The following is a 25,010-nucleotide window of genomic DNA, read 5'->3' on the forward strand; positions in this document are numbered from 1 at the left end:
TCGGCGCCCATATACCCCCCTCCTGTACCTGATGCCCGAATGGGACAAGGCTCTCCCCCAAGCCCCCCCACCCCGCCCTCTTGGGGAACCCCCCTGGGGGCCAGGGTGGGTTTTCCTTGGCCAGGACGAGGTATTGACAGGGGGGGGAGGGGGGGGCATAATGGGGGGCGTGCCGCAGGGGATACCCCGGGGGGCACGGGAAGGAGGTGGTCATGGTGGAACTCTTTGGATTCGGTCCTCACCTGATGGTGGATGGCTACGACGCCAACCCCGAGAGGCTCCGGGACGCCGAACTGGTGCGTCGGGTCCTGGACGAGCTCCCCGAGGAGATGGAGATGACCAAGGTGCTCCCCCCCTTCGTCTACAGCTACGGCCCCGGGGGCGAGGACGGGGTGACGGGGGTGGTGATCATCGCCGAAAGCCACATCGCCATCCACACCTTCCCCAAGAAGCGCTTCCTCTCCATAGACATCTTCTCCTGCAAGGCCTTTGACATGGCCAAGGCCCTGAAGAGGCTGGCCGAGGTCTTTGAGATCGGCCGCTACGAGACCTACATGATCCAGCGGGGCAAGGAGTTCCCCAAAGACCCGGAGCTGGCCCGGGCCATCGTCCTGGGCGAGCGGGAATACCTGGAAGCCCGGGTGGGCTAAACAAGCCCATGGGCACCTCCTCCGAAGGCGTGGCGGGTTTCCCCGGGCGCGCCCGGGGTTTTTCATTTTGGGCTCATGTTTTCTACCTAACTTTTGGTAAGGGAGGCTTCGTATGGTGCGCAAACTCCTGACGCTGGTAGGGCTGGCGCTGGGCATGGTTTTGGCCCAGAACTTCCGCGGCCTCTCCCTGGGCACCCCCTACCCGGAGATGGGGGTGCAGCCCGGGGAGAGCGTGAACCTCACCCTGACCCTCAAGAACCACGGCCTGCCCCCAGGGGTGGTCCGCCTCTCCCTGGCCGAGGTGGCCCCGGGCTGGCAGGCGAGCCTCATCGGGAGCGGGCGGCTGGTGCGGGCGGTCTACCTGGCCCCCGACGGGGAGGCCACCCTCACCCTCCGCCTTCAGCCGCCCAAGGAGGTAAGGCCCGGCACCTACCGCTTCCTGGTGCGGGCCGAGGGCCTGGGGCAGACCGCAAGCCTTCCCATCGCCCTGGTGGTGGGCCAGGGGCTTCCCCAAAGGCTCAGCCTCGAGGCCGAGCTTCCCATCCTCAAAGGCCCCCCCACCAGCTCCTTCCGCTACCGGGTGACCCTGAAGAACGAGTCCGACCGCGACCTCCTGGTCTCCCTGGAGTACCAGGCCCCCAAGGGCTTCCAGGTCACCTTCACCCCCGCCTTCTCCAGCCAGCAGGTGACGAGCCTGCCCATCAAGGCCGGGGAGAGCAAGGACCTGGACGTGGAGGTCTCCCTGCCCAAGGACACCAAGGCCGACACCTACGCCGTCACCCTCCGGGCCCTGGCCGGGGAGGCCAAGGCGGAGCTGGGGCTTACCCTGGAGGTCACGGGCCGGCCCGAGGTGCGGCTCAGCACCAAGGAAGGGCGCCTTTCCGGCCAGGTGGTGGCGGGGCGGGAAAACCCGGTGAAGCTCCTGGTGAAAAACGAGGGCAGCGCCCCCGCCAAGAACCTCTCCTTCAGCGCCATGGAACCCTCCGGCTGGGAGGTCAAGTTTGAGCCCGACAAGGTGGAGGCCCTAGACCCCGGCCAGGAGAAGGAGGTCACCGCCCGCATCAAGCCCTCGGCCAAGGCGGTGACCGGGGACTACATGGTGACCCTTTCCCTCTCCGGAGACGACGGCGTTTCCGCAAGCCTGGACTACCGGGCCACGGTGGTGCGCTCCACCCTTTGGGGTCTGGTGGGGGTGGGGCTCATGGCCGTGGCCCTCCTGGTCCTGGGCTTCGCCGTGAACCGCTTCGGGCGGAGGTAGCATGGCGGTCATCGAGACCCGGGGCCTCACCAAGCGCTACGGGCGCGTGGTGGCGGTGGAGGACCTGAACCTGGAGGTGGAGGAAGGAGAGGTCTTCGGACTCCTGGGCCCCAACGGCTCGGGCAAGACCACCACCATCCTCATGCTCCTCGGCCTCACCGAGCCCAGCTCGGGGGAGGCCCGGGTCCTGGGCCTGGATCCCATGCGGGAACCCCTCAAGGTCAAGGCCCGGGTGGGCTACCTCCCCGACCAGGTGGGGTTTTACGGGGAGCTTTCCGCCTGGGAGAACCTGCGCTACACCACCAGGCTTCTAGGGCTTTCCGACGGGGAGGCCCAGGCCCGCATAGAGGAGGTCCTGAAGCGCATGGGGCTTTGGGAGGTGCGGGACCGGAGGGTGGCGGCCTTCAGCCGGGGGATGCGCCAGCGCCTGGGCCTCGCCGAGGTCCTCCTCAAAAGGCCTAAGGTGGCCATCCTGGACGAGCCCACCCTAGGGCTGGACCCGGAGGCCGCCCGGGAGTTTCTAGAGCTCATCAAAGGCCTCAAGGCCGAAGGGATCACCCTCCTCCTCTCCAGCCACCTCCTCCATCAGGTGCAGGAGGTCTGCGACCGGGTGGGCCTCTTCCACAAGGGCCGCCTGGCCCTTCTGGGGACGGTGGAGGACCTGGCCGCCCGGGTGCTGGGGGGCGGGTACGAGGTGTGGGTGGAGGCGGGCCCGGGCCTCGAGGGCCTCTTCCGGGGGGTGCCGGGGGTGAGCCGGGTGGAAGCGGCGGGCAACCGCTACCGCATCCTCGCCACCCAGGACGTGCGCCCCGAGCTGGCCAGGATCGCCGTGGAGAAGGGCGCCCTCTACGGCCTCTCCCTAAGGCGGCCCAGCCTGGACGAGATCTACGCCCATTACTTCAAGGAGGTAGGCCATGCGGCGTGAGGGTTCCCCCTGGACGGGCCTCTGGGCGGTCTTCTTCAAGGAGATGGCCGACCACCTCTCCGGCCTCAGGATGCGTATCCTCGAGGCCCTCATCCTCCTCTCGGCCCTGAGCGCCGTCTACACCGGCACCCAGACCCTGCGGCAGACCGTGGGGGAGGACCCATACCTCTACCTCAAGCTCCTCTCCACCGCCCAGGACCCCCTGCCCTCCTTCGTGGGCTTCCTTTCCTTCTTCGTCCCCCTGGCGGCCATCGCCCTGGCCTTTGACGCCGTGAACGGGGAGTACGCGCGGGGCACCCTTTCCCGCATCCTCTCCCAGCCCATCTACCGGGACGCCCTGCTCTTCGGCAAGTTTTTGGCGGGCCTCGGGACCCTCTCGGTCCTCCTCCTGGCCCTCCTCCTCCTGGTGCTGGGGCTAGGGCTTTTCACCCTGGGGGTCCCCCCGGGCGGGGAGGAGGTGGCCCGCATCCTCTTCTTTTTCCTGGCCACCCTGGCCTACGCCGGGGTCTGGCTGGCCTTGGGCCTCCTCTTCTCCGTCCTCTTCCGCCAGCCCGCCACCGCCGCGCTGGCCGCCCTAGGGGTCTGGCTCTTCTTCGCCGTCTTCTTCCCCATCCTCACGGACCTCATGGCCAACGCCCTTCTCCTCCGGGCCGACCCCTTTGACCCGGAAAGCCAGCTCCGCCAGGCCACCCTGGCCCTTTGGATCTCCCGTCTCTCCCCCAACACCCTCTTCGCCGAGGCCCTCACCGCCATCCTGAACCCGGCGGTGCGCTCCTTGGGGCCCATCCTCATCACCCAGCTGGAAGGGGCCGTCCTCGGCACCCCTCTGCCCCTGGGGCAGAGCCTCCTCCTCATCTGGCCCCAGCTCACGGGCCTCTTCGCCCTGGCGGTCCTCCTCTTCACCCTGGCCTATGTGGCCTTCCAACGGCAGGAGGTGCGGGCCTAAGTACCCCTTCGCCCAAGGCCAGGCGTGAGGGCTCTGCGGGCCTTCTTTACCGGGGCCCCGTGCTGGTCCAAGCCAGCATGGGGTGGTATCATTCCAGCCACTCCGTGGCGTAGGCGCTGGTTTTGGGGATGACGCAGAGGAACTCCACGGGCTCCTCCCCCTCGTTGACGTAGGCGTGGGGGGTTTCCGGGGGGATGTACACGGTTTGGCCTGCGGAAACCTCCCGCACCTCCTCCCCCAGCACCACCCGCATGCGCCCCGAGAGCACGTACTGCTCGTGCTCAATGGTGGGATGCTTGTGCTTGGGAATGCGCCCCCCGGGGAGCAGGGTGAACTTGCGCAGGATGAAGTGGGGCGCCCCGTCCTCGGGACCGATGAGCACCTGGATGAAGGCCTTTTCCCCCCGCTCCACGGGGCGGGCCTCCACGTGGGCCGCCTGCTTGACCACGGGCTTCATGGGGCCCATTGTAGCAAAAGGGCCTCCACGTCCTCGTCGGTGACCTCGCCGAAGTCCAGGTAGTAGGCCCCCACGGCGGCGAAATCCCTGGGGGCCGAGAGGGCCACCACCTCCGCCCGCTCCCTTAACCTTTCCAAGGCCTCGGGGCTTCCCACGGGCACGGCCACCACCACCCGCTTGGGGCCTTCCTGGAGGACCACGGAGAGGGCCGCTTCCACGCTGGCCCCCGTGGCCACCCCGTCGTCCACCAGGACCACCTCCCGGTCCTTCAAGGACACCTTGGGCCGGACCTTGCGGTAGCGCTCCGCCCGCTTGCGGATCACGTCCCTTTGCCGCGCGGCCTCCCGCTCCAAGTAGCTCATGTCGGCGTACTGCAGGGCGTAGGGCTTGAGGACGAGCTCCCCCTTCTCCCCCACCGCCCCCAGGGCGAACTCCGGGTTCCCCGGCGCCCCCACCTTGCGCACCAAGACCACGTCCAGCTCCCCGCCCAGGCGCCTGGCCACCTCGTCGGCCACCACCACCCCTCCCCGGGGGATCCCCAGGACCACGGGCCTCTCCAGGCCCAAGGGCTTCAGGGCCTCCGCCAAGAGGGCCCCCGCGTGCCTGCGGTCGCGAAAGCGCATAGGAAACCTCCCTTCCCATGCTACACCGGCCCCTGGTCTTGCACTCGGTATAAGGCTTTTGGTAGGGTGAGGGCAAGGAGGTAAAGCATGCAGGTAAGCGCAAAACCCTGGTTGGCCCACTACGACCCCGGTGTCCCCGCCGAGGTGGAGGTGCCCCCTATCCCTCTTTGGCGCTTCCTGGAGGAAAGCGCCCGCCGCTTCCCTGAAAACCCCGCCCTGGAGTTCCTGGGGAAGACCGTGAGCTACCGGGAGCTATGGGGGCTTGCCCGCCGCTTCGCCCAGGGGCTTAAGGACCTGGGGGTGCGCCCGGGGGACCGGGTGGCCATCATGCTCCCCAACACCCCCCAGTTCGTCATCGCCTTCTACGGCACCCTCCTTGCGGGAGGGGTGGGGGTGAACGTCAACCCCCTGTACACCCCGAGGGAGCTACGGCACCAGTTGGTGGACGCGGGGGCCGAGACCTTGGTGATTCTGGACCACCTCCTCCCCCGCTTTTTGGAGGTGGAAAGGGAAACCCCGGTGAAGCGGGTGGTGGTCACGGGGATCAAGGACTTCCTCCCCTTCCCCAAAAACCTCCTCTACCCCCTGAAGGCCCGAAGGGACCGGCTCCCCTTGGGCTTCCCCAAGCGCGAGGGGTTCCACGCCTTCGCCGACCTCCTGAAGCGCCCGCCTGCCGAACCCCTCCCGCAAGACCCCGAGGACCTGGCCCTGCTGCAGTACACCGGGGGCACCACGGGGATCTCCAAGGGGGCCATGCTCACCCACGGGAACCTGGTGGCCAACGTGCTCCAGATCGACGCCTGGGACCCCACCTCCCGGGAGCTTTTGGGCAAGGGGGTGATGCTGGGAGCCTTGCCCTTCTTCCACGTCTACGGCATGACCGTGGCCATGAACTACGGTCTCTTCGCGGGTTACAAGATCGTCCTCCTCCCTAGGCCCGAGATCCACGCCATCGTGGAGGCCATAGAGAAGCACGGGGTGACCCACTTCCCCGGGGTGCCCACCCTCTACGTGGCCTTCAACAACTTCCCCGAGATTGAAAAACGGAACGTCAAGAGCATCCGCATCTGCCTCTCGGGGGCCGCCCCTTTGCCGGTGGAGGTGGCCAACCGCTTCGAGGAGATCACCGGGGCCAGGCTCATCGAGGGCTACGGCCTTTCCGAGGCCAGCCCCGTGACCCACTCCAACCCGGTGCTGGGGGAGGTGCGCAAGGGGTCCATCGGCATGCCTTTCCCCAGCGTGGAGGCCAAGGTGGTGGACGAGGAGGGGAAGGAACTCCCCCCAGGCGAGGTGGGCGAACTGGTGGTCAAAGGCCCCAACGTCATGAAAGGCTACTGGAACCGCCCCGACGAAACCCAAAAAGCCCTCAAAGAAGGCTGGCTCTTCACCGGCGACCTGGCCAAAATGGACCAAGACGGCTACTTCTACATCGTGGACCGCAAAAAAGACATGATCATCGCCGGCGGCTACAACATCTACCCCCGCGAGGTGGAAGAAGTCCTCTACCAGCACCAAGCCGTCCAGGAAGCCGCCGTGGTGGGCGTTCCCGACCCCTACCGCGGGGAAACCGTGGCCGCCTTCCTCGTCCTCAAACCCGAGTACCGGGGCAAGGTCACGGAAAAGGACATAGAGCGCTTCTGCCGGGAAAACCTCGCCGCCTACAAGGTCCCCCGCATCATAGAGTTCCGCGAAAGCCTCCCCAAGTCCGGGGTGGGGAAGATCCTGAGGCGGGAGCTACGGGAGGAGTTCGCCCGGCGAAAAGCCTAGCGGGCCCGGGCCACCGCCTCCCGGAAGGCCTCCACCGCCCGGTCCACCTCTTCCTCCGTGGTGAAGCGGCCCAGGGAAAAGCGCAGGGAAGCCTTGGCCTCCTTGGGGGAGCGGCCGATGGCGAGAAGCACGTGGGAGGGCTCGAGGCTCCCCGCCGAGCAAGCCGACCCCGAGGAGACCGCCACCCCCAGGAGGTCCATGGCCAGGAGCAGGGCCTCCCCGTCGGCCCCCTTTACCGTGACGTTCACCAGCTTGGGGAGCCTCCTTTCGGGGTGGCCGTTGAGCTCCACCCCCTCCACGGCCAAGAGGCCGGCCTCGAGGCGCTTGCGCAAGCCGAGGAGCCGGGAGGTCTCCCCAGGAAGGAGCCGCAAGGCCTTCTCCAGGGCCACCGCCAGACCGTGGGCCAGGACGGGACTCTGGGTGCCACCCCGCCTTCCCCCCTCCTGCTTGCCCGGAACCAGGGGAAAAAGCTCCACCCCGTGGCGCACCACGAGGGCCCCAATACCCTTAGGCCCATAGAACTTGTGGGCGCTTAAGGAGAGGAGGTCCGCCCCCACCTCTTCCACGGAAAAAGGCACCTGGCCCACGGCCTGCACGGCGTCCGTGTGGAAGAGGGCCCCGTGGGCGTGGGCCACCTGGGCGATCTCCTTCACCGGGTAAAGGGTGCCGAGCTCGTTGTTGGCGGCCATGACGCTCACCAAAAAGGTGTCCTCCCGCAGGGCCTCTTCCACCTGCTCCGGGTAGACGAGGCCGTGGCGGTCGGGCCGGAGGCGGGTCACGGAAAAGCCCAGCCGCTCCAGGAGCCTCAAGGCCCCCAGGACGGCGGAGTGCTCCACCCCGGTGCTCACCACGTGGCCCCGGCCCCGGGCCAGGGCCACCCCCAGGAGGGCCAGGGCGTCGGCCTCAGAACCCGAGGCGGTGAAGACCACCTCCCGGGGCCTTACCCCCAGGAGGGCGGCCACCTTTTCCCGGGCGCTTTCCAGGACCTTCCGGGCCTCCTGGCCGAAGCGGTGGATGCTGGAGGGGTTGCCGAAGACCCCCTCCACCTCCCGCATGGCCTCCCGCACCTCGGGGTCCAGGGGGGTGGTGGCGGCGTAGTCCAGGTAAACCCTCAACTGGCCTCCAGTTGGATGAGGCGCTTGGCCTCCAGAAGCCTCCGCTCCTGGATGAGGTCCTGGAGGGTGGTGCCCCCCAGGACCTGGCGCATGGCCAGGTCCACCCGCTTCCAGAGGAGCTCCGTGGAGCACTGCCCCACCTTGGCGCAGGACTCGGGGTCCTCGATGCAGGAAACCGGGGCCAGGCTCCCCTCCAGGGCCTCCACCACCTCCAAGGCGGTCACCCGCTCGGGAGCGCGGGCCAGCCGGTACCCGCCCTTAGCCCCCCGGACGGAGCGGATGAAGCCCGCCCGGCGGAGCTGGGCGGCGATCTGCTCCAGGTAGTGCTGGCTGATGCCCTGGGCCTCGGCCACCTCCTTCAGGGGAACGGCCTCGGGAGCGCGGAGGCCGATCTCCACCAGGGCGCGAAGCCCGTATTGGGCCTTGGTGGATACCCACATGGCCCCATTATACCCCTATTTCCCACCCGAAAATCCCGTTTTTAGCAGGGCGAGGCCGAAGAGGAGGGCCTGGAAGAGGACCACGCTGGCTCCGCTGGGCCAGTCCAGGAGGAAGGAGAGGAAAAGCCCCCCGAAGGTGGAAAGGAGGGCCAGGAGGAGGGAAAAGAGGGTCATCTGGGCGAAGGTGCGGGAGAGAAGCCTGGCCGCCGCCCCAGGGATGACCAAAAAGGCCGCCACCAGGAGAATCCCCACCACCTTCACCGCCAGCACCAGGCTCACCGCCAAGAACCCCGAGAGGAGGTAGTCGTGAAGCACCACGGGCACCCGATCGGAAAGGGTCAGCTCCCGGTCCAAGGTGGCGTAGGCCAAGGGCCCCCAGAGGGGCAGGAGGAAAAGGGCCAGGAGGGCCATCAAGCCCACCGCCAGGAGGTCGGCGGGCCCCACGGCCAGAAGGGAGCCGAAGAGGTAGCCCATGGCGTCCCCCACATACCCCTTGGCCTTGGCGAGAAAGACGGCCCCCAGGGCCACGGACAGGGCGAAAAAGACCCCGATGGCCGTGTCCTCGGAAAGCTCGGTGCGCTCCTTGACCCAGGTGATGGCCAGGGCCACCAGGAAGGTGAAGGGCAGGGCAAACCAGAGGGGCTCCCCCCGGAGGAAAAGCCCCAGGGCCACCCCGGCGAAGGCGGCGTGGGCCAGGCCGTCTCCCAGGAAGGAGAGGCGCCTTTGCACCACAAAGGGGGAGGCGAGGCCCGAGAGGAGGGCCACCAGGAGGCCCGCCACAAGGGCCCGCTGGAAGAAGGGATAGCCCAGAGCCTCAAGCACGGCCACCCTCCACGAAAAGGCCGTGGGCGTGGCCCACGTGGCCGAAGGCCTGGCGCAGGCACTCCTCGGAAAGGGCCCTTTCGGGGGGGCCGAAGCCCACCACCCGGCGGTTTAAGACCAGGACGTGGGTGGCGTGGTGGGCCGCCTCCCAGTCATGGGTGATCATGAGGACCGTGGCCCCAGACTCCCTCTGGTAGGCCTCGAGGTAGCGGTAGAGGTCCTCCTCCCCCACCCGGTCCACCCCGGTGGCGGGCTCGTCCAGGAGGAGAAGCCGGGGCCTGCGGATCAGGGCCCGGGCCAGGTAGACCCGCTGAAGCTGCCCCCCGGAGAGCCGCCCTAAAGGGCGGTGGGCGAGCTCCCGGGCCCCCACCCGCTCTAGGGCGGCCAGGGCCCTCTCCCGCTCGCCCTTCCCCAGGCGGAAGGGCCAGCGCCGCCTCAGCCCCGTGGCCACCAGCTCCAGGGCCAAGGCGGGGAAGGAGCGGTCAAAGGTCTTGATCTGGGGCACGTAGCCGAACCAAAGGGGGTCGGCCCGCTCCGGGGGAAGGCCGAAGACCCGCACCTCCCCTCGGTAGGGCACCAGGCCCAGCACGGCCTTCAAGAGGGTGCTCTTCCCCGCCCCGTTGGGCCCCACGATGGCCACGAAGGCCCCTTCGGGCACGGAGAGCTGGACCTCCTCCAGGGCCCAAAACTCCCCAAAGCGCACGGAAAGACGGCGGATCTCCAAGGCGGTCATCACAAAAATGATGATGCATTCTCACTAAACTGTCAAGGGAAACCCCCAGGGACCTCTTTCCGGGGTACTCAAAAGCTGTGCTCCGGGCCCGGGAACACCCCTTGCCGCACCTCCTCGGCGTAACGGGCCAGGGCCTCCCTTAGAAGCCTTTCCCCTTCCAGGTAGCGCTTGACGAAGCGGGGCTTGAACTCCCCGTAAAGCCCCACCACGTCGTGGAAGACCAGGACCTGGGCGTCGGTGTGGGGCCCGGCCCCGATCCCCACGGTGTGGACGGAAAGCCTCTCGGTGATCTCCTTGGCCAAGCGGGCGGGGACCATCTCCAGCACCACCCCGTAGGCCCCGGCCTCCTCCAGGGCCAGGGCCCCTTTCAGGATGCGCTCCGCTTCCTCCGGGCGCTTGCCCTGGAGCTTGTAGCCCCCGAGCTGGCTTGCCGTCTGGGGGGTGAGGCCGACATGGCCCAAAACCGGCACCCCCGCTCGCACCAGGCCCCGGACGATCTCCGCCACCTCCTCGCCCCCCTCCAGCTTCACCGCGTCCGCCCCGCCTTCCTTAAGGAGGCGCTCGGAAGCCGCAAGCGCCCGGTCCAGGGTGGCGTAGGAAAGGTAGGGCAGGTCGGCCACCAAGAAGGTTTCGGGGGCCCCCCGCCGCACGGCCTTGGTGTGGTGGAGGATCTCCTCCAGGGTCACGGGCACCGTGGAGGGGTAGCCCAGGACCACCATCCCCAGGGAGTCCCCCACCAGAAGGGCATCCACCCCGGCCGCCTCGGCCAGGCGCGCCGTGGGGTAGTCGTAGGCGGTGAGGTAGACGAGCCGCTTCCCCTTGGCCTCACGGAAGTCTTTGACCGTCCTCCGCACGGGAAAAGGCTATCATGAAAGGGCGTGGACGTGACCCCGGACCTCGCCTTAAGGCCCAAGAGGCTAGACGAGTACATCGGCCAGGAGCGCCTGAAGAACAAGCTCCGGGTCTACCTCGAGGCCGCCAAGGCCCGGGGCGAGCCCTTGGAGCACCTCCTCCTCTTTGGCCCCCCAGGCCTCGGCAAGACCACCCTGGCCCACGTCATCGCCCACGAGCTCGGGGTAAACCTCCGGGTCACCTCCGGGCCGGCCATAGAGAAGCCCGGGGACCTGGCGGCCATCCTGGCCAACTCCCTGGAGGAGGGGGACATCCTTTTCATCGACGAGATCCACCGCCTAAGCCGCCAGGCGGAGGAGCACCTCTACCCGGCCATGGAGGACTTCGCCATGGACATCGTGGTGGGCCAGGGGCCGGCGGCCAGGACCATCCGTCTGGAGCTCCCCCGCTTCACCCTCATCGGGGCCACCACCCGCCCTGGCCTCATCACCGCGCCCTTGAGAAGCCGCTTCGGCATCGTGGAGCACCTGGACTATTACTCCGTGGAGGAACTGGCCGAAGGCATAAGGCGGGACGCCCGGCTCCTAGGGGTGGGCATCACCGAGGAGGCCGCCCGGGAGATCGCCCGGAGGAGCCGGGGCACCATGCGCATCGCCAAGCGGCTTTTCCGCCGGGTGCGGGACTTCGCCCAGGTGGCGGGGGATGAGGAGATCGGGGAAGGGCGGGCCAGGGAGGCCCTGGAGGCCCTGGGCCTGGACGAGCTGGGCCTGGAACGGCGGGACCGGGAGATCCTGGAGGTCCTCATCTTCCGCTTCGGCGGGGGGCCGGTGGGCCTGGGCACCCTGGCCACCGCCCTCTCCGAGGACCCGGGCACCCTGGAGGAGGTTTACGAGCCCTACCTCATCCAGCAAGGCCTCCTAAAGCGCACCCCCAGGGGCCGGGTGGCCACGGAGCTGGCCTACCGCCACCTGGGCCTTCCCCTTCCCTTGGAACCCCTCCTATGATCCGGGCCACCCTGGAGGAGCTGGACCTGGCCGAGCTCCTGAAGGCCCTGGAGGCCAATCGCAAAAGCGCGGTGGTGAGCTTGCAGGGCAGGGTCTACGGCCGGGTGCACCTCCTTTCGGGGCGCATCCTCTACGCCCGCACCGAGCCTGGCCCCCACCTGGGGGAGTACCTGGTGCGCCTGGGCCACCTGAGCCTGGAGGAGGTGCAGGAGCTGGTGGAGCGCCAGGGACGGGAGAACCCCGGCACCCCCCTGGGGGCTTTGGCCCTGGAACTCGGCCTCATCGGGGAGGAGGAGCTTAAAGAAGCCCTTCAGGCCCAGGTCCTCGAGGCCCTCGCCACCCTCCTGGGGGAAAAGGAGGGGGAGGTCCTGGCCGAGCCCCTGGTGGAGGGAAGCCAGGTGGCCCTCCCCCAGACCCTGGACACGGGCTGGGCCCTCATGGAAGCCGCCCGCAGGCTGGACGAGTGGCGGCGGGGCCAGGTGGGCCCGGACGAGGTCCTGCACCTGGCGGAGGACCCTACCCGCCACCCCCTCCCCCCGGAGGCCTGGACGGTCCTGGAGCTTTTAGACGGGGTCCGGCGGGCCCGGAGCGTGGCCCTGATGTCGGGTCTTCCCGAGGAGGAGGTCTACCACCTCCTCCACGAGATGAAGGCCCGGGGCCTCCTCCGCCCCTCCACCCTCCTCCTGGAGGACCCCCTGGTGGTGGTCCTGGCGGAAAGCGGGGTGGTGCGGAGGCTCCTCCTCTACCTCCTGGAGGCTCACCGCTTCCGGGTGGTTTTGGCCAAGGACCTGGAGGGGCTTTTGCGCCTTCTCAAGGAAAGGCCCAAGGGGGTGGTCCTCCAGGGGGAAAGGGCCCTGGAAGCCGCCCGCAGGGTGCGGGCCCATCCCGAGGGAAGGCTCGCCTCCCTCTACGTGGTGAGCGAAACCCCCCCAGGCCTCCTCTTCCGCCCCTTGCGGGTGCTCCACCTCCCCAAGCCCTTGAGGTCCCAGGAGGTGTTGAAGGCCCTTTCCCCCTTGCGCAAGGGGGCTAGTTAGGCCGCCGGCCTTCCCGGAGGAGGGCCTGGGCCCGCTCCCGGTAGGCCAGGAGGGCTTGGTGCCACTCGTCGGCGGGGTGGACGTGGGGCAGCACCGCCTCGGCCCGGGCCAGGATCTCCTCCGGGGAGCGGTAGCCCAGCTGGGCCAGGGTATCCACCACCATCTCCTGGGCCCCCACCCACTCCCGGCTCCCCTCCTCGGCGCTTTCCGCCGCCTTCCGGTAGTGGGCCAGGGCCTCCTCCAGGTGCATGAGGTCGTAGGCGATGTGGCCCAGGATGAGCTCCCCCGAGGCCTCGGCCCCCAGGTCCATGGCCTCCTTGGCCGCCTCCTCCGCCTCGGCGTAGCGCCCTTGGCGGTACAGGGCCTCGGCCAGGTCGGCCAGGGCCTGGGCCCGGTAGGGGTAGCCCTCTTCCCGCAAAAGCTCGCGGAGGTAGACCTCGGCCTCGAGGTAGGCCCCGTGGTCCAGGGCGGCCACCCCCATCTCGTGGAGGACGTAGGGGCGCTCGGCGGCCTCGGCCCGGTCCAGGGCCTCGCGGTAGGCGGCCATGGCCTCCTCGTAGCGGCCGAGCTGCAAAAGGGCCTGCCCCGCCACCATGGGGGTGCCGTAGGCCCTGTGACCGCTTTCCTCTTCCTTCTCCAGGGCCCTTCTGGCCTCCTCCAAAGCCCGGTTGGGGTTCCCAAGAAGGAGGTGGGCCCGGGCCAGGAGGTAGTGGCGGGTGGCCTCGTCCTCCGGGCCCTCCTCTCCCACGGCGGCCTCGGCCTCCTCCAGGGCCAAAAGGGCGCGCTCCCCCTCCCCTGCCTCCAGCCACATGGCGGCGGCGTCCAGGAGGAGCCAGTACCGTTCCAGGCCCAGGGCCAGCTCCGCCCCCCGCTCGTAGGCCCTGGCCGCCTCCGGGTAACGGCCCAGGCGCTCCAGGGCCCGCCCCTTAAGCCCCTCCCCCCGCCAGGCCAGGAAGGCGGGGAGGCCCTCCTTCAAGGTGGCCAGGGCCTCCTCCAAGCGGCCCAGGTAGAAGAGGGCCTGGGCCTGGTGGTAGCGGGCCCTGGGGTCCTCCGTGGGCAGAAAGAGGGGAAGGACCTCCCGCTCGGGCCGCCCCTCCAGGGCGAGGAGCTCCCCGAGGAGGGCCCGGTACCGGGGGTCATACTCCAGCCCCCCCAGCTCGTAAGCCTCCTCCAGGGCCCGGTGGGCCTTTTCCAGGCCCTCTGCCCCGTAGAGGCTATGGACCTCGGCGAGGAGCAAAAGGGCCTCCTTGGCCTCCTCCTTCCGCCCGAAGAGGGCCTTGCGGGTAAGGAGCTCAATGGCGGTGTCGTAATCCCCCTGGTGCAGGGCCTCGAGGACCCCCCTCATCGCCGCTAGAGGATACCACACCCCTCAATCCTCTCACCCGCCAGGCGCTACCATAGGGCAAGGGAGGTAGATGTTGCCGCAGCGAATCAACCCCTTCACCCTTGTCTTTTTGCTCCTTCTAGGCTACCTGGCCTACACCGCCTTCACCGGGCCCCCGGCCCCCACCCTTTCCTACACCGGCTTCCGGGAACTGGTGCGCCAGGGCAGGGTGGCGGAAGTTACCCTGGAGGAAACCCGCATCCTGGGTCTCCTCAAGGAACCCGAGCGCTTCCCCACCCCCCAGGGGGGAAGCCAGGTGGCGAGGCGCTTCCAGGTGCCCTTACCCCCGGCCCAGGTCCAGGACCCCGAGCTCCTGCGCTTCCTGGAAACCAACGGGGTCAAAGTGGTCACCAAGCCCCCCTCCTTCTGGCCCCAGCTCCTCCTCTACGTGGGACCCACCCTCCTCCTCATCCTTTTCTTCTGGTTCTTCTTCATGCGGGCCCAAGGGGGTGCGGGCCAGGTGATGCAGTTCGGCCAGAGCCGGGCCCGCCTCTACGGCAAGGAGAAGCGGGTCAGCACCACCTTTAAGGACGTGGCCGGCCACGAGGAGGCCAAGCGGGAGCTCATGGAGGTGGTGGATTTCCTCAAGAACCCCAAGAAGTACCTGGAGCTCGGGGCCGAGATCCCCAAGGGGGTGCTCCTGGTGGGCCCCCCCGGCACGGGGAAGACCCTCCTGGCCCGGGCCGTGGCCGGGGAAGCAGGGGTGCCCTTCTTCTCCGTCTCCGCCAGCGAGTTCATGGAGATGTTCGTGGGGGTGGGGGCAAGCCGGGTGCGGAGCCTCTTTGAGGACGCCCGCAGGAACGCCCCGAGCATCATCTTCATCGACGAGCTGGACTCCATCGGCCGCAAGCGGGGGGCGGGCATCGGGGGCGGCCACGACGAGAGGGAGCAGACCCTGAACCAGATCCTCTCGGAGATGGACGGTTTTGAGAAGGACACCTCCGTCATCGTCCTCGCCGCCACCAACCGTCCCGACATCCTGGACCCCGCCCTCCTCCGGCCCGGGCGCTTTGACCGCCAGGTGGTGGTGGGCCTCCCCTCCTTGGAGGAGCGCAAGGAGATCCTCCTGGTGCACATGCGCAACAAACCCATAGCCGAAGACGTGGACGCCCTGGAGCTCGCCCACCTCACCCCCGGCTTCTCCGGGGCGGACCTCAAGAACCTGGTGAACGAGGCCGCCCTCCTCGCCGCCCGGGACGGGGAAAAGAGGATCCGCAAGGAGCACTTCCTCAAGGCCCTGGACAAGATCGTCCTGGGCCTGGAGCGCCCCGCCCTGAAGCTCTCCGAGGAGGAGCGCCGGGCCGTGGCCTACCACGAGGCGGGACACGCCGTGGTGGGGGAGGTCCTGCCCCACGCCGACAAGACGGAGAAGGTCTCCATCGTCCCCCGGGGGATGGCCCTGGGGGCCCGCTGGAGCAAGCCCGAGGAAAGGGTCCTGGTCTCCCGGGAACACCTCATGGACGAGCTCGCCGTGCTCATGGCGGGCCGGGTGGCGGAGGAGCTCTTCACCGGCACCGTGACCACGGGGGCCCAGGACGACTTCAAGCGGGCCACGGGGATCGCCAAGCGCATGGTCCTGGACTGGGGCATGGGGGAACACTTCAAGAACATCGCCTGGGGCTCGGACTCGGGGCCCATCTTCCTGGGTGAGGAGATCGCCAAGAAAAAGGACCACTCCGAGGAGACGGCCAGGCTCATTGACGAGGACATCCGCAAGATCCTGGACGAGGCCTACGCCAAAGCCCGCCAGGTCCTCCTGGAGCACGCCGAGGCCATGCATCGGATCGCCGAGGAACTCCTCCGGGAAGAGACCATCCCAGGGGAGAGGGTCCGGGCCATCCTGAAGGAGACCATCCCCGTGGAACGGAGCCAAGAAAGCTAAGTGCCCGCACTTTGGTTTCGCAACATGAGGTGCCCGAACTAAGGCTGGGGAAAAGCTTTTTGGGGCCCCTGCCGCGGCGGGGTACTTAGCAAAGCCCAGGCAAGAGGGCCCGGGCCTCTTCCAACTCGGCCCGCTTCCTCTCCTCGCCCCAGCCCAAGAGGGGCGCCATGAGCTCCACCACCCGGGGAAGGGCCTTAAGGGCCTTCTCCCGGTCCAGAAAAGCGAGGCCCATCCTCCGGGCCAGCACGTCCAGGGGCTTCCTGGCAAGCTCCCGCCGCACCGCCCAGACCACCTCCCCCTCCAGGTAGGAAAGCCCGGGGAGGAGGGGCCTCTCCCCCAGGGCCAGGACCTCGGGGACCAGGGTCCCGTAGGTCTCGTAAAGGCGCCGGGCCTGGTCCTCGGGGAGGGGAAGGGGGGGCTGGGGCCCCGCCCCGAGGAGGGGGGTGGCGTGGCTCGCCGAGGGCGGCAAGGCGAGGCCCAGGTCCTTGGCCACGCGCTCCACGAGCTCCAGGGCCATGAGGCGGAAGGTGGTCCACTTCCCCCCCACCAGGGTGTAGAGGCCTTGCCTTTCCTCTATGTGGTGGTCCCGCACCAAAAGCTTCGTCTCCCCCTGGCCCACCAGGGGCCTTAGGCCCGACCAGACCGCCCGCACCCGGCCCGAGAGGTCCCCCAGGTAGGGCCTTATCTCCTCCAGGAGGTAGGCCACCTCCTCCTCCCGGGGGAGGGGGCAGGGCTCGGGCTCGGCGGGGAGGTCGGTGGTGCCCAGGAGGGCCATCCCCCGGTAGGGGAGGAGGAAGAGGACGCGGCCGTCCCGGGTCCTGGGGATGAGGAGGCCCGCCTCCAGGGGGTAGTCCAGGACGAGATGGACCCCGCTGGAGGCGGTGAGGAGGGGGGGAAGTTCGGGGTCCAGCAAGCGGCGCACCCGGTCGGCGAGGGGCCCGGTGGCGTTCACCACGGCCTTGGCGAAGACCTCCACCTCCTTCCCCGAAAGCCGGTCCCGCACCACCGCCCCCCGCACCCTGCCCCCCTCCAGGAGGAGGGCCGTGGCCTCGGCGTGGTTCAGGGCCACCGCCCCCCGCTCCAGGGCCGAGAGCACGAGGGCGAGGTTCAGGCGGAAGTCGGCGAACTGCCCGTCCTGGTAGGCCACGCCCCCTAGGGTCTTGGGAAGATGGGGGAAGAGTTTGTGCACCTCCCAAGGGGAGAGGTAGCGGCTTGGGGCGAGGCGCCTTTTCCCGGCGAGGAGGTCGTAGAGCTGGAGGCCCAGGTAGTAGTAGGGGAGCTCCAGGGGGCGGAAGAGGGGGGTGACCAGGGTGAGGGGCCAGGCCAGGTGGGGGGCGAGGCCCATCACCACCTTGCGCTCGTGGAGGGCGTCCACCACCAGCCTGAACTGGCGGCGGTCCAGCCGCCTCAGGGCGAGTTCCAGGTACCGCACCCCCCCGTGGAGGAGCTTGGTGGAGCGGCTGCTCGTCCCCGAGGCGAAGTCCCTCGCCTCCACCAGAGCGGCCTTGAGGCCCCTAAGCGTGGCCTCCCACAGGACCCCGGCCCCCGTGGCCCCGCCCCCCAGAATGAGGAGGTCAAAGGGTTCCTTTAGCCTTTCAAAGAGGGCCTCCCGGTCCACTACCCCTCCCCCGCAAAGCCCTTGGCCCTTTCCACCGCCTCCCGCCACCCACGGTAGAGGGCCTCCCGCCTTCCTTCGGGCATCGTGGGGAGGAACCGCTCCGCCTCGCGGAAGCGCCCCACCGCCTCCTCCGGGGAAAGAACCCCCGCCCCCACCCCGGCCATGAGGGCCACCCCCAAGGCGGTGGACTCCGTCACCTCCGGCACCGCCACCGGCACCCCCAGGAGCTCGGGAAGGACCTCCCCGAAGTCCCCGTCCGAAGGGCGCACCTCCGGGAGGAGGGAGGCGGGAATCCCTAGGGCCTCCAAAAGCTCCGGGTCCCAGGCCAGGGTGTGGAGGTTGAAGAGGAGGGTCCGGCTCGCGTTGGTGGGGTCGGTGGCGTGGACCCTGCCCCCGGTGAGCCGCCAGATGAGCCAGGTGTCCACGGTGCCGAAGAGGACCTCCCCCCGCTCCGCCTTCTCCCTTAGCCCGGGCACGTTCTCCAGGAGCCACATGAGCTTGGTCCCCGAGAAGTAGGGGTCAAAGAGAAGCCCGGTCCGTTCCCGGAAAAGGGGTTCCAAGCCCCGCGCCTTCAGGGCCTCGCAAAGGGGCGCCGTTCTCCGGTCCTGCCACACGATGGCGTTGTGGAGGGGTTTCCCCGTCTTCCGGTCCCAGAGGAGGGTGGTCTCCCGCTGGTTGGTGATCCCCAGGGCCAACACCTCCCCCGCCTCTACCCCAGCCCTCCGCAACGCCTCCCGCGCGGCCCACAAGGTGGTCTCCCAGATCTCCAGGGGGTCGTGCTCCACCCAGCCCGGCCTCGGGTAAAGCTGCCGGAACTCCCGTTGCGCCATCGCCACGGGCCTCCCCTCCGGGGTGAAGAGGAGGGCCCGGCTGGAAGTGGTACCCTGGTCCAGGGCAAGCAGGTACTTCATAGAACCTCCCTAAGCCTCTGCGCGGTCTCCTCGGGCAGTGCGTCCACCACGAAGGTGCCCGCCCCGAGCTCCGTGCCCGCCAGGAACTTGAGCTTGTCCCGGGTGCGCCTCGGGGGATAGAACTCCACGTGGAAGTGGAAGGTGCGCTCCTCCCCCAAGGGAGCAGCGTGGAAGACCATCACGTAGGGGAAAGGCTCGCCATAGAGGCCGTCGTAGCGGGCCACCACCCGGCCCAAAAGCCTGGCGAAGGCCGCCATCTCCTCCTCGGAGAAGGTCCAGGGGCCGGGGTGGCTTTCCACGGGGGCCACCCAGACCTCAAAGGGGTAGCGGGCGAAGGGCGGGACGAAGGCGAGGAAGCCCTCCTCCCTGTCCACCACGTAGGGCCCAAGCTCGGGAAAGAGCTCCTGGAGCACGGGCCTTTCCCGAAAGGCCTGGCTTTCACGCTCCAGGACGGGGGGCACGAAGGGGTAGGCGTAGATCTGGCCGTGGGGGTGGTGGAGGGTCACCCCCACCGCCTCCCCCCGGTTCTCAAAGGGCATGACGAAGCGCACCCTGGGAAGGGCATAGAGAGCTTGGTAACGGTCCCGCCACACCTGGGCGAGGAGGCGCCTTTCCTCCTCCTTCAGGGTGGCGAGGCTACCCGCGTGGGCCTCGGTGTAGACCACCACCTCGCACCGGCCCAAAGCCTCCCCCACGGGCACGGGAAGCCCCTCCGGGGGCGGGGGGGCCTCCTCCACGAAGGAGGGGAAGCGGTTCTCAAAGACGGCCACCTGGAACGAGGGGAAGGGGATCTCCGTGGGAAAGCCTCCCTCCCGGCTCGGGCACAAGGGGCAGTGCTCCTTGGGGGGAAGGAAGGTGCGCTCCTGGCGGTGAGCGGCGTAGACCACCCACTCCCCCCTTAAGGGGTGGTAGCGGAGGTGGGGGGCGGGGCGAAAGGGCTCGGCGTGTTCGGGGAGAGGGGGGTCCTCGAGGGGGTTCAGGCTGTAGAGGAGGAGCTCCCTCCCGTCGGCCTTCCTGTGGAGGCGCTTATAAAAGGGCGGCACAAAAAGCCTCCTTTGCATTCTACGGAAAGGCAGGCTATTCCAGGGCCAGTTCCACCAAGCGTTTTAGAAGCTCGGGGTAGCCCAGGCCCTTGGCAGCGAAGAGCCTGGGGAACATGCTGGTGGGGGTGAAGCCCGGGATAGTGTTGATCTCGTTGAGGTACACCTCCCCCTCGGAGAGGAAGAAGTCCACCCGGGCCATGCCCCGAATGCCCAAAAGGCGGTAGGCCTTCAAGGCAATTTCCTGGATGGTTTCCTCGGTGCCGGGGTCCAGAGGCGCGGGGATGAGGAGCTCGGCCCGGCCTGGGGTGTACTTGGTCTCGTAATCGTAGAAGGGGGCCTGGTAGCGCACCTCCCCCACCGGGCTCGCCTCGCCGAAGAGGTTTCCCAGCACCCCCACCTCCAGTTCCCGCACCCCGGGGAGGGCCTTCTCCACCACCACCTTGGCATCGTGGCGGAAGGCTTCCTCCAAGGCTCCCTCCAGGTCGGCGTAGCGCTCCACCCGGAGGATGCCGATGCTGGAACCCGTGTGGGCGGGTTTCACGAAAAAAGGGGGGTCAAAAGGAACCAGGGGCACCTCCCCCCGGTAGAGGGCCACCCAAGGCACCACGGGAATCCCCGCCTGGGCCAAGACCCTTTTAGAGAGGTCCTTGTCCAGGCAAAGAGCGCTGGCCGTTACCCCCGCCCCCACGTAGGGCTTACCCAAGAGCTCCAAAAATCCCTGAAGGGTGCCGTCCTCTCCAAAGCGGCCGTGGAGCAGAGGAAAAACCACATGGTAGGCGTCCCAGTCCAAGGGGGGGGGAAAGGAATGCTCCCCAGAAGGGGCCACCTTGGCGGCAAGGGCTTCCTGGGCCTCTTTCCCAAGGAGCCAACGCCCGTCCTTGGCGATGACGGCAAGCTCGGTGGGAAAGGGCATGTAGCGTAAAACCCCTTCGGCGGAGGAAAGGGAAACCTCGTGCTCGGCGCTTTTCCCCCCGGCAATGAGGAGAACCCTGGGCGAGGCCATACCCCAAGCTTACCTCGCCTGGCGGAGGTCCAGGCCGTTGTAGCGCTGGGCGCAAGGGAAAAGCCCCTCCTTTACCCAGCACAACACCGCCTCCTTGGCCACGGAAAGCACCCTTTCGGCCAAGGGCCACTCCTCGGGGGCAAAGGGGGAAAGGACGTACTGGGCACCCAGCTCCTTGGCGGGAGGCTTACCGATACCGATCCTCAGGCGGTGGAAAGCCAGGGTGCCCAAGGCCTCGGCGATGGAGGCCACCCCCCGGTTGCCGGCGGGGCTTCCCCCGGCCTTGAAGCGCAGGCGGCCCAGGGGGAGGTCCATCTCATCGTGGACCACCAGAATGCGCTCTGGGGGAATCTGGTAGAAGCGGGCCAGGGGGGCCACCGCCTGCCCCGTGAGGTTGTAGTAGGTAAGGGGCTTGAGGAAAAGGCCCTTTTGGCCCTCCACCTGGGCCTCGGCCAGGAGGGCCTCCCCCTTCCTCCGGAACTCCAGCCCCATCCGGTCCAAGACCATGAAACCCACGTTGTGCCGGGTGCGGGCATAGGCCTCGCCCGGGTTTCCCTGGCCCACCACCAAGAACACGGCCCCTCCTGGCAAAAGGCGGGGGTGGCTACCCCCGCCACAAGGCGCCCAAGCGGGATCAGGCCTCCTCTTCCTTCTTGCCCTTCTTGATGACCTCCGGCTCGGCGGGGGCCTCGGCGGCTTCGGCCTCGAGGCGCTCCACGTCCTCGGGCGGCACCACGGCGGCGAGGGTCTCCTCCGGGGAGATGGCGAGCTTCACCCCTTCGGGAAGCTTAAGCTCCGAGGCATGGAGGCTGTCCCCGATGCCGAGGCCGGAGACGTCCACCTCTATGTACTCGGGGATGTTCCGGGGGGAAACCCGCACCAGGATGTCCCGGTGCACCTCCTGGAGCACCCCGCCCTCGCGCACGCCCACGGGGGTGCCCACAAAGCGCAGGGGAACATACATCTCCACGGGCTCGTCGGAAAGAACGTAGAAGTCCACGTGCTCAGGGCGGCGGCGGCGCTTGTCCAGGTTCACCTGGCGCACCAGGGTAGGGAACTCCCCGTCGGGAAGCTCCAGGACGATGACGTGGTGGATGGAAGCTTGGCGGAAGACCTTGTCAAACTCCCCAAGCTCCACGTAGACCTTGCGGTTCAGGTTCTTGTTGTACATCACCCCGGGGAGCTTGCCCGCCCGCCTAAGGGCGCTGGGCTTCTCCCCCTCCCGGTAGTAAGCCTTCAGGCGATATTCCATGGCTCCTCCCAACACGCAAACCCTGGCCCCTCAGGGGCACACGAAGAAAAGCTTACCACATCCCCCCTAGATGAGGGCGCTCACCGACTGGTTGGTGTGGACGTGGCGGATGGCCTGGGCCAGGAGCTCGGCGGTGGAGAGGAGGGTGTAGCCCCCGTCCCTTAGGGGAATGGTGTCGGTGAAGACCACCTCCTTGATGGCCGGGTGGGCCAGGTTCTCCCTGGCCTCCCCCACCAGCACGGGGTGGGTGGCCATGACCACCACCTCGGGCAAGGCCCCCGCCTGGAGCAGGGCCTCCACCCCCCGCCGGATGGTCCCCCCGGTGGAGACGATGTCGTCTATGAGGAGGGGCCTTTTGCCCTCCACGTCCCCGATGACGTAGGTCACGGAGGTCTCCTTAGGCCCGTGGCGGCGCTTGGCCAGCATGGCGAAGGGAAGCCCCAGGCGCTCGGCGAGCCTTCGCGCCTCTTCCGCCCGGCCCGCGTCCGGGGAGACCACCACGGCGTTTTCCACGTACCCCCGCTCCGTGAGGTAGCGGGCGAAGAGGCGCACGGCGGAAAGGTGGTCCACGGGGATGTCAAAAAAGCCCTGGATTTGAGGGGCGTGGAGGTCTATGGCCATGACCCGGTGGATGCCCACCCGCTCCAGAAGCCCTGCCACCAGCCGGGCGCTGATGGGCTCCCGGCCCTCGGTCTGTTTGTCCTGGCGGGCGTAGCCAAAATAGGGGATGACGGCGTTGATGCGGGAGGCGGAGCTCCGCCTTGCGGCGTCGGCCAGAAGCAGAAGCTCCATCAAGTGGTCGTTGACCGGGGGACAGGTGGGTTGGATGAGGTACACGTCCTCCCCCCGCACGCTCTCCAGAAGCCTCACCCGCACCTCCCCGTCGGGAAAGCGGCCCACCAGGGCCTTGCCCAAGGGAACCCCCAAGGCCTCCGCCACCCTCTGGGCGAGTTCCGGGTGGGCCGTCCCGGTAAAGATCTTCACCTCCATGGCCAAAGGACCCCATTTTCATTCTACGAGGGCCCGGGCGAGGAGCCCAAGGCGCCTTGCGGCCTCCCGCAAAAAGGCCCGGAAGTCCTGCTCCGCCCCTTTCCCAGCCCCGTCCGTCACCACGCGCAGGAGGGCCATGGGGTGGCGGAAGCGCCAGGCCACCATGAGGGCCGCGGCCCCCTCCATCTCCACGGCGTCCGCCCCATGGAGGGCGCGAAGCCTTTCCGCCTCCCCCCGGTCCGCCAGAAACCGGTCCCCCGTGGCCACCACCCCCCGCCTAAAGGGCAAGCCCAGGGCCTTGGCCCCGGCTTCCGCCCGGGCGAGGAGGGCGGGGTCCGAGGGGAAGAAGCGCACCCCCAAGGCGGTCTCCCCGGGCTCCCGACCAAAGGGGGTGAGGTCCACGTCCCACTGGACCGCCTTCTCCGCCAGGAGGAGGTCCAAAGCTTTCAAGGAAGGGTCCAGGGCCCCCGCCACCCCCAGGAAGAAGCTCCCCGAGGGGCGAAAGCGGGTGAGGACGTGGGCCACGGCCATGGCGGCCGCCACCTTGCCCACCCCGGTTTCGGCCACCAGGACCCCCTTGCCCCGGTGGAGGGGAAAAGGGGCCTCCAGGGCCTCCCCCGCCCCCAAGGCCTCCCGAAGGGCGGAGGCCTCCTCGGGCTCGGCGGCGAAGAAGGCGGTCATGCCCTCTCCAGAGGGACGGTGGGCTGGACCCTAAGCCCGGCCTTCAGCACCTTCTCCGCCCAGGCCTTGGCGGCGAGGAGGTCGTGGTCCCGGTAGTTGCCGCATTCCTTAAAGCTCGCCCCGGGGACCTCCCCCTCGTGGGCGAGGACGTCCCTCAAGGCCTGGGCGAAGGCCTCGAGGACCTTTTCCTCCCCCACAGGGCCCTCCACCACCAGGTAAAACCCCGTGCGGCAGCCCATGGGGGAGAGGTCTATGACCCCCGGGAGGTGGTCCCTGAGGTACCCGGCGAGGAGGTGCTCCAGGGTGTGGAGGCTCGCCGTGGGCAGGGCCTCCCGGTTGGGCTGGGCGAGCCTCAGGTCGTACTTCTCCACCACGCCCCCCGCGAGGGCCTTCCTCCCCGCCAGGCGCACGTAGGGGGCCTTGACCTTGGTGTGGTCCAGGCTGAAGCTCTCCACCTCGGCCATGCCCCCATTACACCAAAAGGAGGGGCTCAAGACGAGTCCTCCCTCCGTCCAGCAGACTTGACCGCTATACTGCATAGAGCCCCAGGAACTTGAGGGCGGAGAGGGGATGGAAGGAGAAGGCCTCCATGGCCGCCTTCTTCTCCCTGACCCCTCGGCGGTGGAAGAGGGAGACCAGAAAGGCCCGGAGGACCGCCAAGACCCGCGCCCCCACCCCCCGCACCTGGCAGGCGTCTTCACGGAAGAGAACGTCCCGCACCCAAAAGGACCGGTTCTCCACCTCCCACCGGGAAAGGAGAAGCTCCCCAAGCCGCCTCGCCTCCGCCACCTCCGGCCCCAGGCTGGTGAGGGCGTAGCTCACCGCGCGCCGCACCTCCCCCGTCCCCTTGTGCACCACCTCCCGCTCCAGCCGCACCACCTGCCGGCACGCGGGAAAGGCGCGTATCTCTTCCGGCAAGTGGGGGGAGGCCCAGACCCGGTAGGTCCACACCTCCCCGTCCCGCGCCAGATTCCACACCGCCTCGGTCTCCCCGGGAAGCCGCCTCTCCTCCATCCCCTTGAACACCTCCAGAGCCCACTCCAGCAGTTCCCCCTGGTTGGCCTTCAAAAGGAAAAGGTAGGCCCCCCTTTTTGCACCACCTTCCCCGCCACCTCCGGGTACAGGTACCCCGCGTCCCCCACCACCACCTTCCCCTTGAGCCCCTCCGCCCCAAGGCGGTCCAGGAGCTCCAAGAGGGCTTGATCCTCCCTCCCCTCCGCCTGGGCCTGGGCCAGGGTGGTCCGCAGACCCAGGGCCAGGACCTCCACCAGCCTGACCTGGGGGCTTTTCCCCTTGCCGCTTCCCCGAAGGTGCTTCCCGTCCACCACCAGGACCTCCCCCAGCTCCACTTCGGGAAAGACCTTGAGCAGGGCTTCCTGGAGCTTATGGGGGTCCAGGCGGTGCAGGAGAAGGGTGAGGATGGTGTGGCCCGGGGGCTTGCGCAGGCCGAGGTGGGGCAAGAGGTGAGGGTTGGCGCGGGCGAAGCGTTCCACGCCCCTCAGGAAGTCCACGCGGGAAAGGAAAGCCACCAGGATGAGGGCCAGGAGGCTCCACAGGGGGTACCGCCGGTTGCGGGCCCGGGGGTCGGGGATCTGGGACAGGGCTTCGCGTAGGGTCATG

At 68.5% G+C, this 25,010-nt stretch carries 24 protein-coding genes and 2 pseudogenes; 8 read left to right on the plus strand and 18 right to left on the minus strand.

Annotated features, from left to right (window positions below):
- Positions 1–212 precede the first annotated feature (212 nt).
- The 4 genes from speD (at position 213) to ACY5J6_RS08885 (ending at position 3,779) form a co-directional block, all read left to right on the plus strand.
- Positions 213–650 carry an adenosylmethionine decarboxylase gene (speD, locus tag ACY5J6_RS08870; RefSeq protein ID WP_462844611.1) on the plus strand — a complete coding sequence of 146 codons (438 nt, stop codon included), beginning with the start codon at positions 213–215 and terminating at the stop codon, positions 648–650.
- A gap of 112 nt (positions 651–762) precedes the next feature.
- Positions 763–1,908 carry a COG1470 family protein gene (locus ACY5J6_RS08875; protein WP_462844612.1) on the plus strand — a complete coding sequence of 382 codons (1,146 nt, stop codon included), beginning with the start codon at positions 763–765 and terminating at the stop codon, positions 1,906–1,908.
- A gap of 1 nt (position 1,909) precedes the next feature.
- A complete protein-coding gene (locus ACY5J6_RS08880) occupies positions 1,910–2,833 on the plus strand; it encodes an ABC transporter ATP-binding protein (RefSeq protein WP_462844613.1) in 924 nt (307 codons plus the stop codon).
- The gene (locus tag ACY5J6_RS08885) at positions 2,823–3,779 is read left to right on the plus strand and encodes an ABC transporter permease (RefSeq protein ID WP_462844614.1); all 957 of its coding nucleotides are present in this window, start codon (positions 2,823–2,825) and stop codon (positions 3,777–3,779) included. The genes ACY5J6_RS08880 and ACY5J6_RS08885 overlap by 11 nt, the downstream gene beginning before the upstream one ends.
- Before the next feature lie 88 nt (positions 3,780–3,867).
- Here the strand turns inward: ACY5J6_RS08885 and ACY5J6_RS08890 are convergent, their stop codons facing one another.
- Positions 3,868–4,245: a cupin domain-containing protein gene (locus tag ACY5J6_RS08890; RefSeq protein WP_054638734.1), complete on the minus strand. Its 378-nt coding sequence runs from the start codon at positions 4,243–4,245 to the stop codon at positions 3,868–3,870.
- Positions 4,233–4,859, minus strand: coding sequence for a phosphoribosyltransferase (locus ACY5J6_RS08895; RefSeq protein WP_462844615.1), 627 nt, complete (start codon positions 4,857–4,859; stop codon positions 4,233–4,235). The genes ACY5J6_RS08890 and ACY5J6_RS08895 overlap by 13 nt, the downstream gene beginning before the upstream one ends.
- Before the next feature lie 87 nt (positions 4,860–4,946).
- On the opposite strand from ACY5J6_RS08895, the gene ACY5J6_RS08900 reads away from it, so the two are divergent.
- Positions 4,947–6,626, plus strand: coding sequence for a long-chain-fatty-acid--CoA ligase (locus ACY5J6_RS08900; protein WP_462844616.1), 1,680 nt, complete (start codon positions 4,947–4,949; stop codon positions 6,624–6,626).
- On the opposite strand, the gene ACY5J6_RS08905 is transcribed toward ACY5J6_RS08900, so the two are convergent.
- The 5 genes from ACY5J6_RS08905 to panB form a co-directional block, all read right to left on the minus strand.
- A complete protein-coding gene (locus ACY5J6_RS08905) occupies positions 6,623–7,741 on the minus strand; it encodes a cysteine desulfurase family protein (protein ID WP_462844617.1) in 1,119 nt (372 codons plus the stop codon). The genes ACY5J6_RS08900 and ACY5J6_RS08905 overlap by 4 nt on opposite strands.
- On the minus strand, positions 7,738–8,181 hold the full coding sequence (locus ACY5J6_RS08910; protein ID WP_054638642.1) for an Rrf2 family transcriptional regulator: 444 nt from the start codon (positions 8,179–8,181) through the stop codon (positions 7,738–7,740). The genes ACY5J6_RS08905 and ACY5J6_RS08910 overlap by 4 nt, the downstream gene beginning before the upstream one ends.
- A 15-nt stretch (positions 8,182–8,196) precedes the next feature.
- Entirely contained in the window at positions 8,197–9,003 is an 807-nt protein-coding gene (locus ACY5J6_RS08915; RefSeq protein ID WP_462844618.1) for a metal ABC transporter permease, read from the minus strand.
- Positions 8,996–9,736 (minus strand): metal ABC transporter ATP-binding protein, encoded by a 741-nt coding sequence (locus tag ACY5J6_RS08920; protein WP_462844619.1) that lies wholly within the window; start codon positions 9,734–9,736, stop codon positions 8,996–8,998. Before ACY5J6_RS08920 ends, ACY5J6_RS08915 begins: the two co-directional genes overlap by 8 nt.
- 68 nt (positions 9,737–9,804) lie before the next feature.
- Positions 9,805–10,590, minus strand: coding sequence for a 3-methyl-2-oxobutanoate hydroxymethyltransferase (gene panB / locus ACY5J6_RS08925; RefSeq protein WP_462844620.1), 786 nt, complete (start codon positions 10,588–10,590; stop codon positions 9,805–9,807).
- 30 nt (positions 10,591–10,620) lie between these two features.
- Here panB and ruvB point away from each other — a divergent pair, with 30 nt between their 5' ends.
- Together ruvB and ACY5J6_RS08935 are read left to right on the plus strand one after the other, a co-directional pair.
- Positions 10,621–11,592 carry a Holliday junction branch migration DNA helicase RuvB gene (gene ruvB / locus ACY5J6_RS08930; RefSeq protein ID WP_462846517.1) on the plus strand — a complete coding sequence of 324 codons (972 nt, stop codon included), beginning with the start codon at positions 10,621–10,623 and terminating at the stop codon, positions 11,590–11,592.
- On the plus strand, positions 11,589–12,626 hold the full coding sequence (locus ACY5J6_RS08935; protein WP_462844621.1) for a DUF4388 domain-containing protein: 1,038 nt from the start codon (positions 11,589–11,591) through the stop codon (positions 12,624–12,626). The genes ruvB and ACY5J6_RS08935 overlap by 4 nt, the downstream gene beginning before the upstream one ends.
- Here ACY5J6_RS08935 and ACY5J6_RS08940 read toward each other — a convergent pair.
- Entirely contained in the window at positions 12,619–13,971 is a 1,353-nt protein-coding gene (locus ACY5J6_RS08940) for a CDC27 family protein (protein WP_462844622.1), read from the minus strand. The genes ACY5J6_RS08935 and ACY5J6_RS08940 overlap by 8 nt on opposite strands.
- Before the next feature lie 73 nt (positions 13,972–14,044).
- Here ACY5J6_RS08940 and ftsH point away from each other — a divergent pair, with 73 nt between their 5' ends.
- Positions 14,045–15,892, plus strand: a complete 1,848-nt coding sequence (gene ftsH, locus ACY5J6_RS08945) for an ATP-dependent zinc metalloprotease FtsH (RefSeq protein ID WP_462846518.1) — start codon at positions 14,045–14,047, stop codon at positions 15,890–15,892.
- An 85-nt stretch (positions 15,893–15,977) separates the two neighbouring features.
- Here ftsH and ACY5J6_RS08950 read toward each other — a convergent pair whose 3' ends face one another.
- The 10 genes and pseudogenes from ACY5J6_RS08950 to ACY5J6_RS08995 form a co-directional block, all read right to left on the minus strand.
- Positions 15,978–17,510 carry a glycerol-3-phosphate dehydrogenase/oxidase gene (locus ACY5J6_RS08950; protein ID WP_462844623.1) on the minus strand — a complete coding sequence of 511 codons (1,533 nt, stop codon included), beginning with the start codon at positions 17,508–17,510 and terminating at the stop codon, positions 15,978–15,980.
- A gap of 203 nt (positions 17,511–17,713) precedes the next feature.
- Positions 17,714–18,421 (minus strand): annotated as a pseudogene (locus ACY5J6_RS08955) (FGGY family carbohydrate kinase); the annotation flags it as partial.
- Positions 18,418–19,464: a galactose-1-phosphate uridylyltransferase gene (gene galT, locus ACY5J6_RS08960; protein WP_462844624.1), complete on the minus strand. Its 1,047-nt coding sequence runs from the start codon at positions 19,462–19,464 to the stop codon at positions 18,418–18,420. The gene galT and the pseudogene ACY5J6_RS08955, both read right to left, overlap by 4 nt.
- Before the next feature lie 34 nt (positions 19,465–19,498).
- Positions 19,499–20,467 (minus strand): D-alanine--D-alanine ligase, encoded by a 969-nt coding sequence (ddl, locus tag ACY5J6_RS08965; protein WP_462844625.1) that lies wholly within the window; start codon positions 20,465–20,467, stop codon positions 19,499–19,501.
- A gap of 9 nt (positions 20,468–20,476) precedes the next feature.
- A complete protein-coding gene (gene pth, locus ACY5J6_RS08970; protein ID WP_054638479.1) occupies positions 20,477–21,043 on the minus strand; it encodes an aminoacyl-tRNA hydrolase in 567 nt (188 codons plus the stop codon).
- A gap of 58 nt (positions 21,044–21,101) precedes the next feature.
- Positions 21,102–21,719: a 50S ribosomal protein L25 gene (locus ACY5J6_RS08975; protein ID WP_462844626.1), complete on the minus strand. Its 618-nt coding sequence runs from the start codon at positions 21,717–21,719 to the stop codon at positions 21,102–21,104.
- Positions 21,720–21,785: 66 nt separating this feature from the next.
- On the minus strand, positions 21,786–22,709 hold the full coding sequence (locus ACY5J6_RS08980) for a ribose-phosphate diphosphokinase (protein WP_462844627.1): 924 nt from the start codon (positions 22,707–22,709) through the stop codon (positions 21,786–21,788).
- An 18-nt stretch (positions 22,710–22,727) separates the two neighbouring features.
- The gene (mtnN, locus tag ACY5J6_RS08985; protein ID WP_462844628.1) at positions 22,728–23,390 is read right to left on the minus strand and encodes a 5'-methylthioadenosine/S-adenosylhomocysteine nucleosidase; all 663 of its coding nucleotides are present in this window, start codon (positions 23,388–23,390) and stop codon (positions 22,728–22,730) included.
- On the minus strand, positions 23,387–23,854 hold the full coding sequence (locus tag ACY5J6_RS08990) for an S-ribosylhomocysteine lyase (RefSeq protein WP_462844629.1): 468 nt from the start codon (positions 23,852–23,854) through the stop codon (positions 23,387–23,389). The genes mtnN and ACY5J6_RS08990 overlap by 4 nt, the downstream gene beginning before the upstream one ends.
- Before the next feature lie 64 nt (positions 23,855–23,918).
- A pseudogene (locus ACY5J6_RS08995) lies at positions 23,919–25,009 on the minus strand (ISAs1 family transposase).
- Position 25,010 lies beyond the last annotated feature (1 nt).

The organism is Thermus sp. H19.2, from assembly GCF_054979525.1.

Excerpts from the sequence above, each read along its gene's own strand:
- ACY5J6_RS08890 (WP_054638734.1), bottom strand. The coding sequence starts at position 4,245 with ATGGGCCCCATGAAGCCCGTGGTCAAGCAGGCGGCCCACGTGGAGGCC.
- ACY5J6_RS08940 (WP_462844622.1), bottom strand. The coding sequence starts at position 13,971 with ATGAGGGGGGTCCTCGAGGCCCTGCACCAGGGGGATTACGACACCGCC.
- ACY5J6_RS08900 (WP_462844616.1), top strand. The coding sequence starts at position 4,947 with ATGCAGGTAAGCGCAAAACCCTGGTTGGCCCACTACGACCCCGGTGTC.
- ACY5J6_RS08990 (WP_462844629.1), bottom strand. The coding sequence starts at position 23,854 with ATGGCCGAGGTGGAGAGCTTCAGCCTGGACCACACCAAGGTCAAGGCC.
- ACY5J6_RS08935 (WP_462844621.1), top strand. The coding sequence starts at position 11,589 with ATGATCCGGGCCACCCTGGAGGAGCTGGACCTGGCCGAGCTCCTGAAG.
- ddl (WP_462844625.1), bottom strand. The coding sequence starts at position 20,467 with ATGGCCTCGCCCAGGGTTCTCCTCATTGCCGGGGGGAAAAGCGCCGAG.
- ACY5J6_RS08920 (WP_462844619.1), bottom strand. The coding sequence starts at position 9,736 with ATGACCGCCTTGGAGATCCGCCGTCTTTCCGTGCGCTTTGGGGAGTTT.
- ACY5J6_RS08885 (WP_462844614.1), top strand. The coding sequence starts at position 2,823 with ATGCGGCGTGAGGGTTCCCCCTGGACGGGCCTCTGGGCGGTCTTCTTC.
- ACY5J6_RS08975 (WP_462844626.1), bottom strand. The coding sequence starts at position 21,719 with ATGGAATATCGCCTGAAGGCTTACTACCGGGAGGGGGAGAAGCCCAGC.
- speD (WP_462844611.1), top strand. The coding sequence starts at position 213 with ATGGTGGAACTCTTTGGATTCGGTCCTCACCTGATGGTGGATGGCTAC.
- ACY5J6_RS08880 (WP_462844613.1), top strand. The coding sequence starts at position 1,910 with ATGGCGGTCATCGAGACCCGGGGCCTCACCAAGCGCTACGGGCGCGTG.
- ACY5J6_RS08895 (WP_462844615.1), bottom strand. The coding sequence starts at position 4,859 with ATGCGCTTTCGCGACCGCAGGCACGCGGGGGCCCTCTTGGCGGAGGCC.
- ACY5J6_RS08910 (WP_054638642.1), bottom strand. The coding sequence starts at position 8,181 with ATGTGGGTATCCACCAAGGCCCAATACGGGCTTCGCGCCCTGGTGGAG.
- mtnN (WP_462844628.1), bottom strand. The coding sequence starts at position 23,390 with ATGACCGCCTTCTTCGCCGCCGAGCCCGAGGAGGCCTCCGCCCTTCGG.
- ACY5J6_RS08875 (WP_462844612.1), top strand. The coding sequence starts at position 763 with ATGGTGCGCAAACTCCTGACGCTGGTAGGGCTGGCGCTGGGCATGGTT.
- ACY5J6_RS08980 (WP_462844627.1), bottom strand. The coding sequence starts at position 22,709 with ATGGAGGTGAAGATCTTTACCGGGACGGCCCACCCGGAACTCGCCCAG.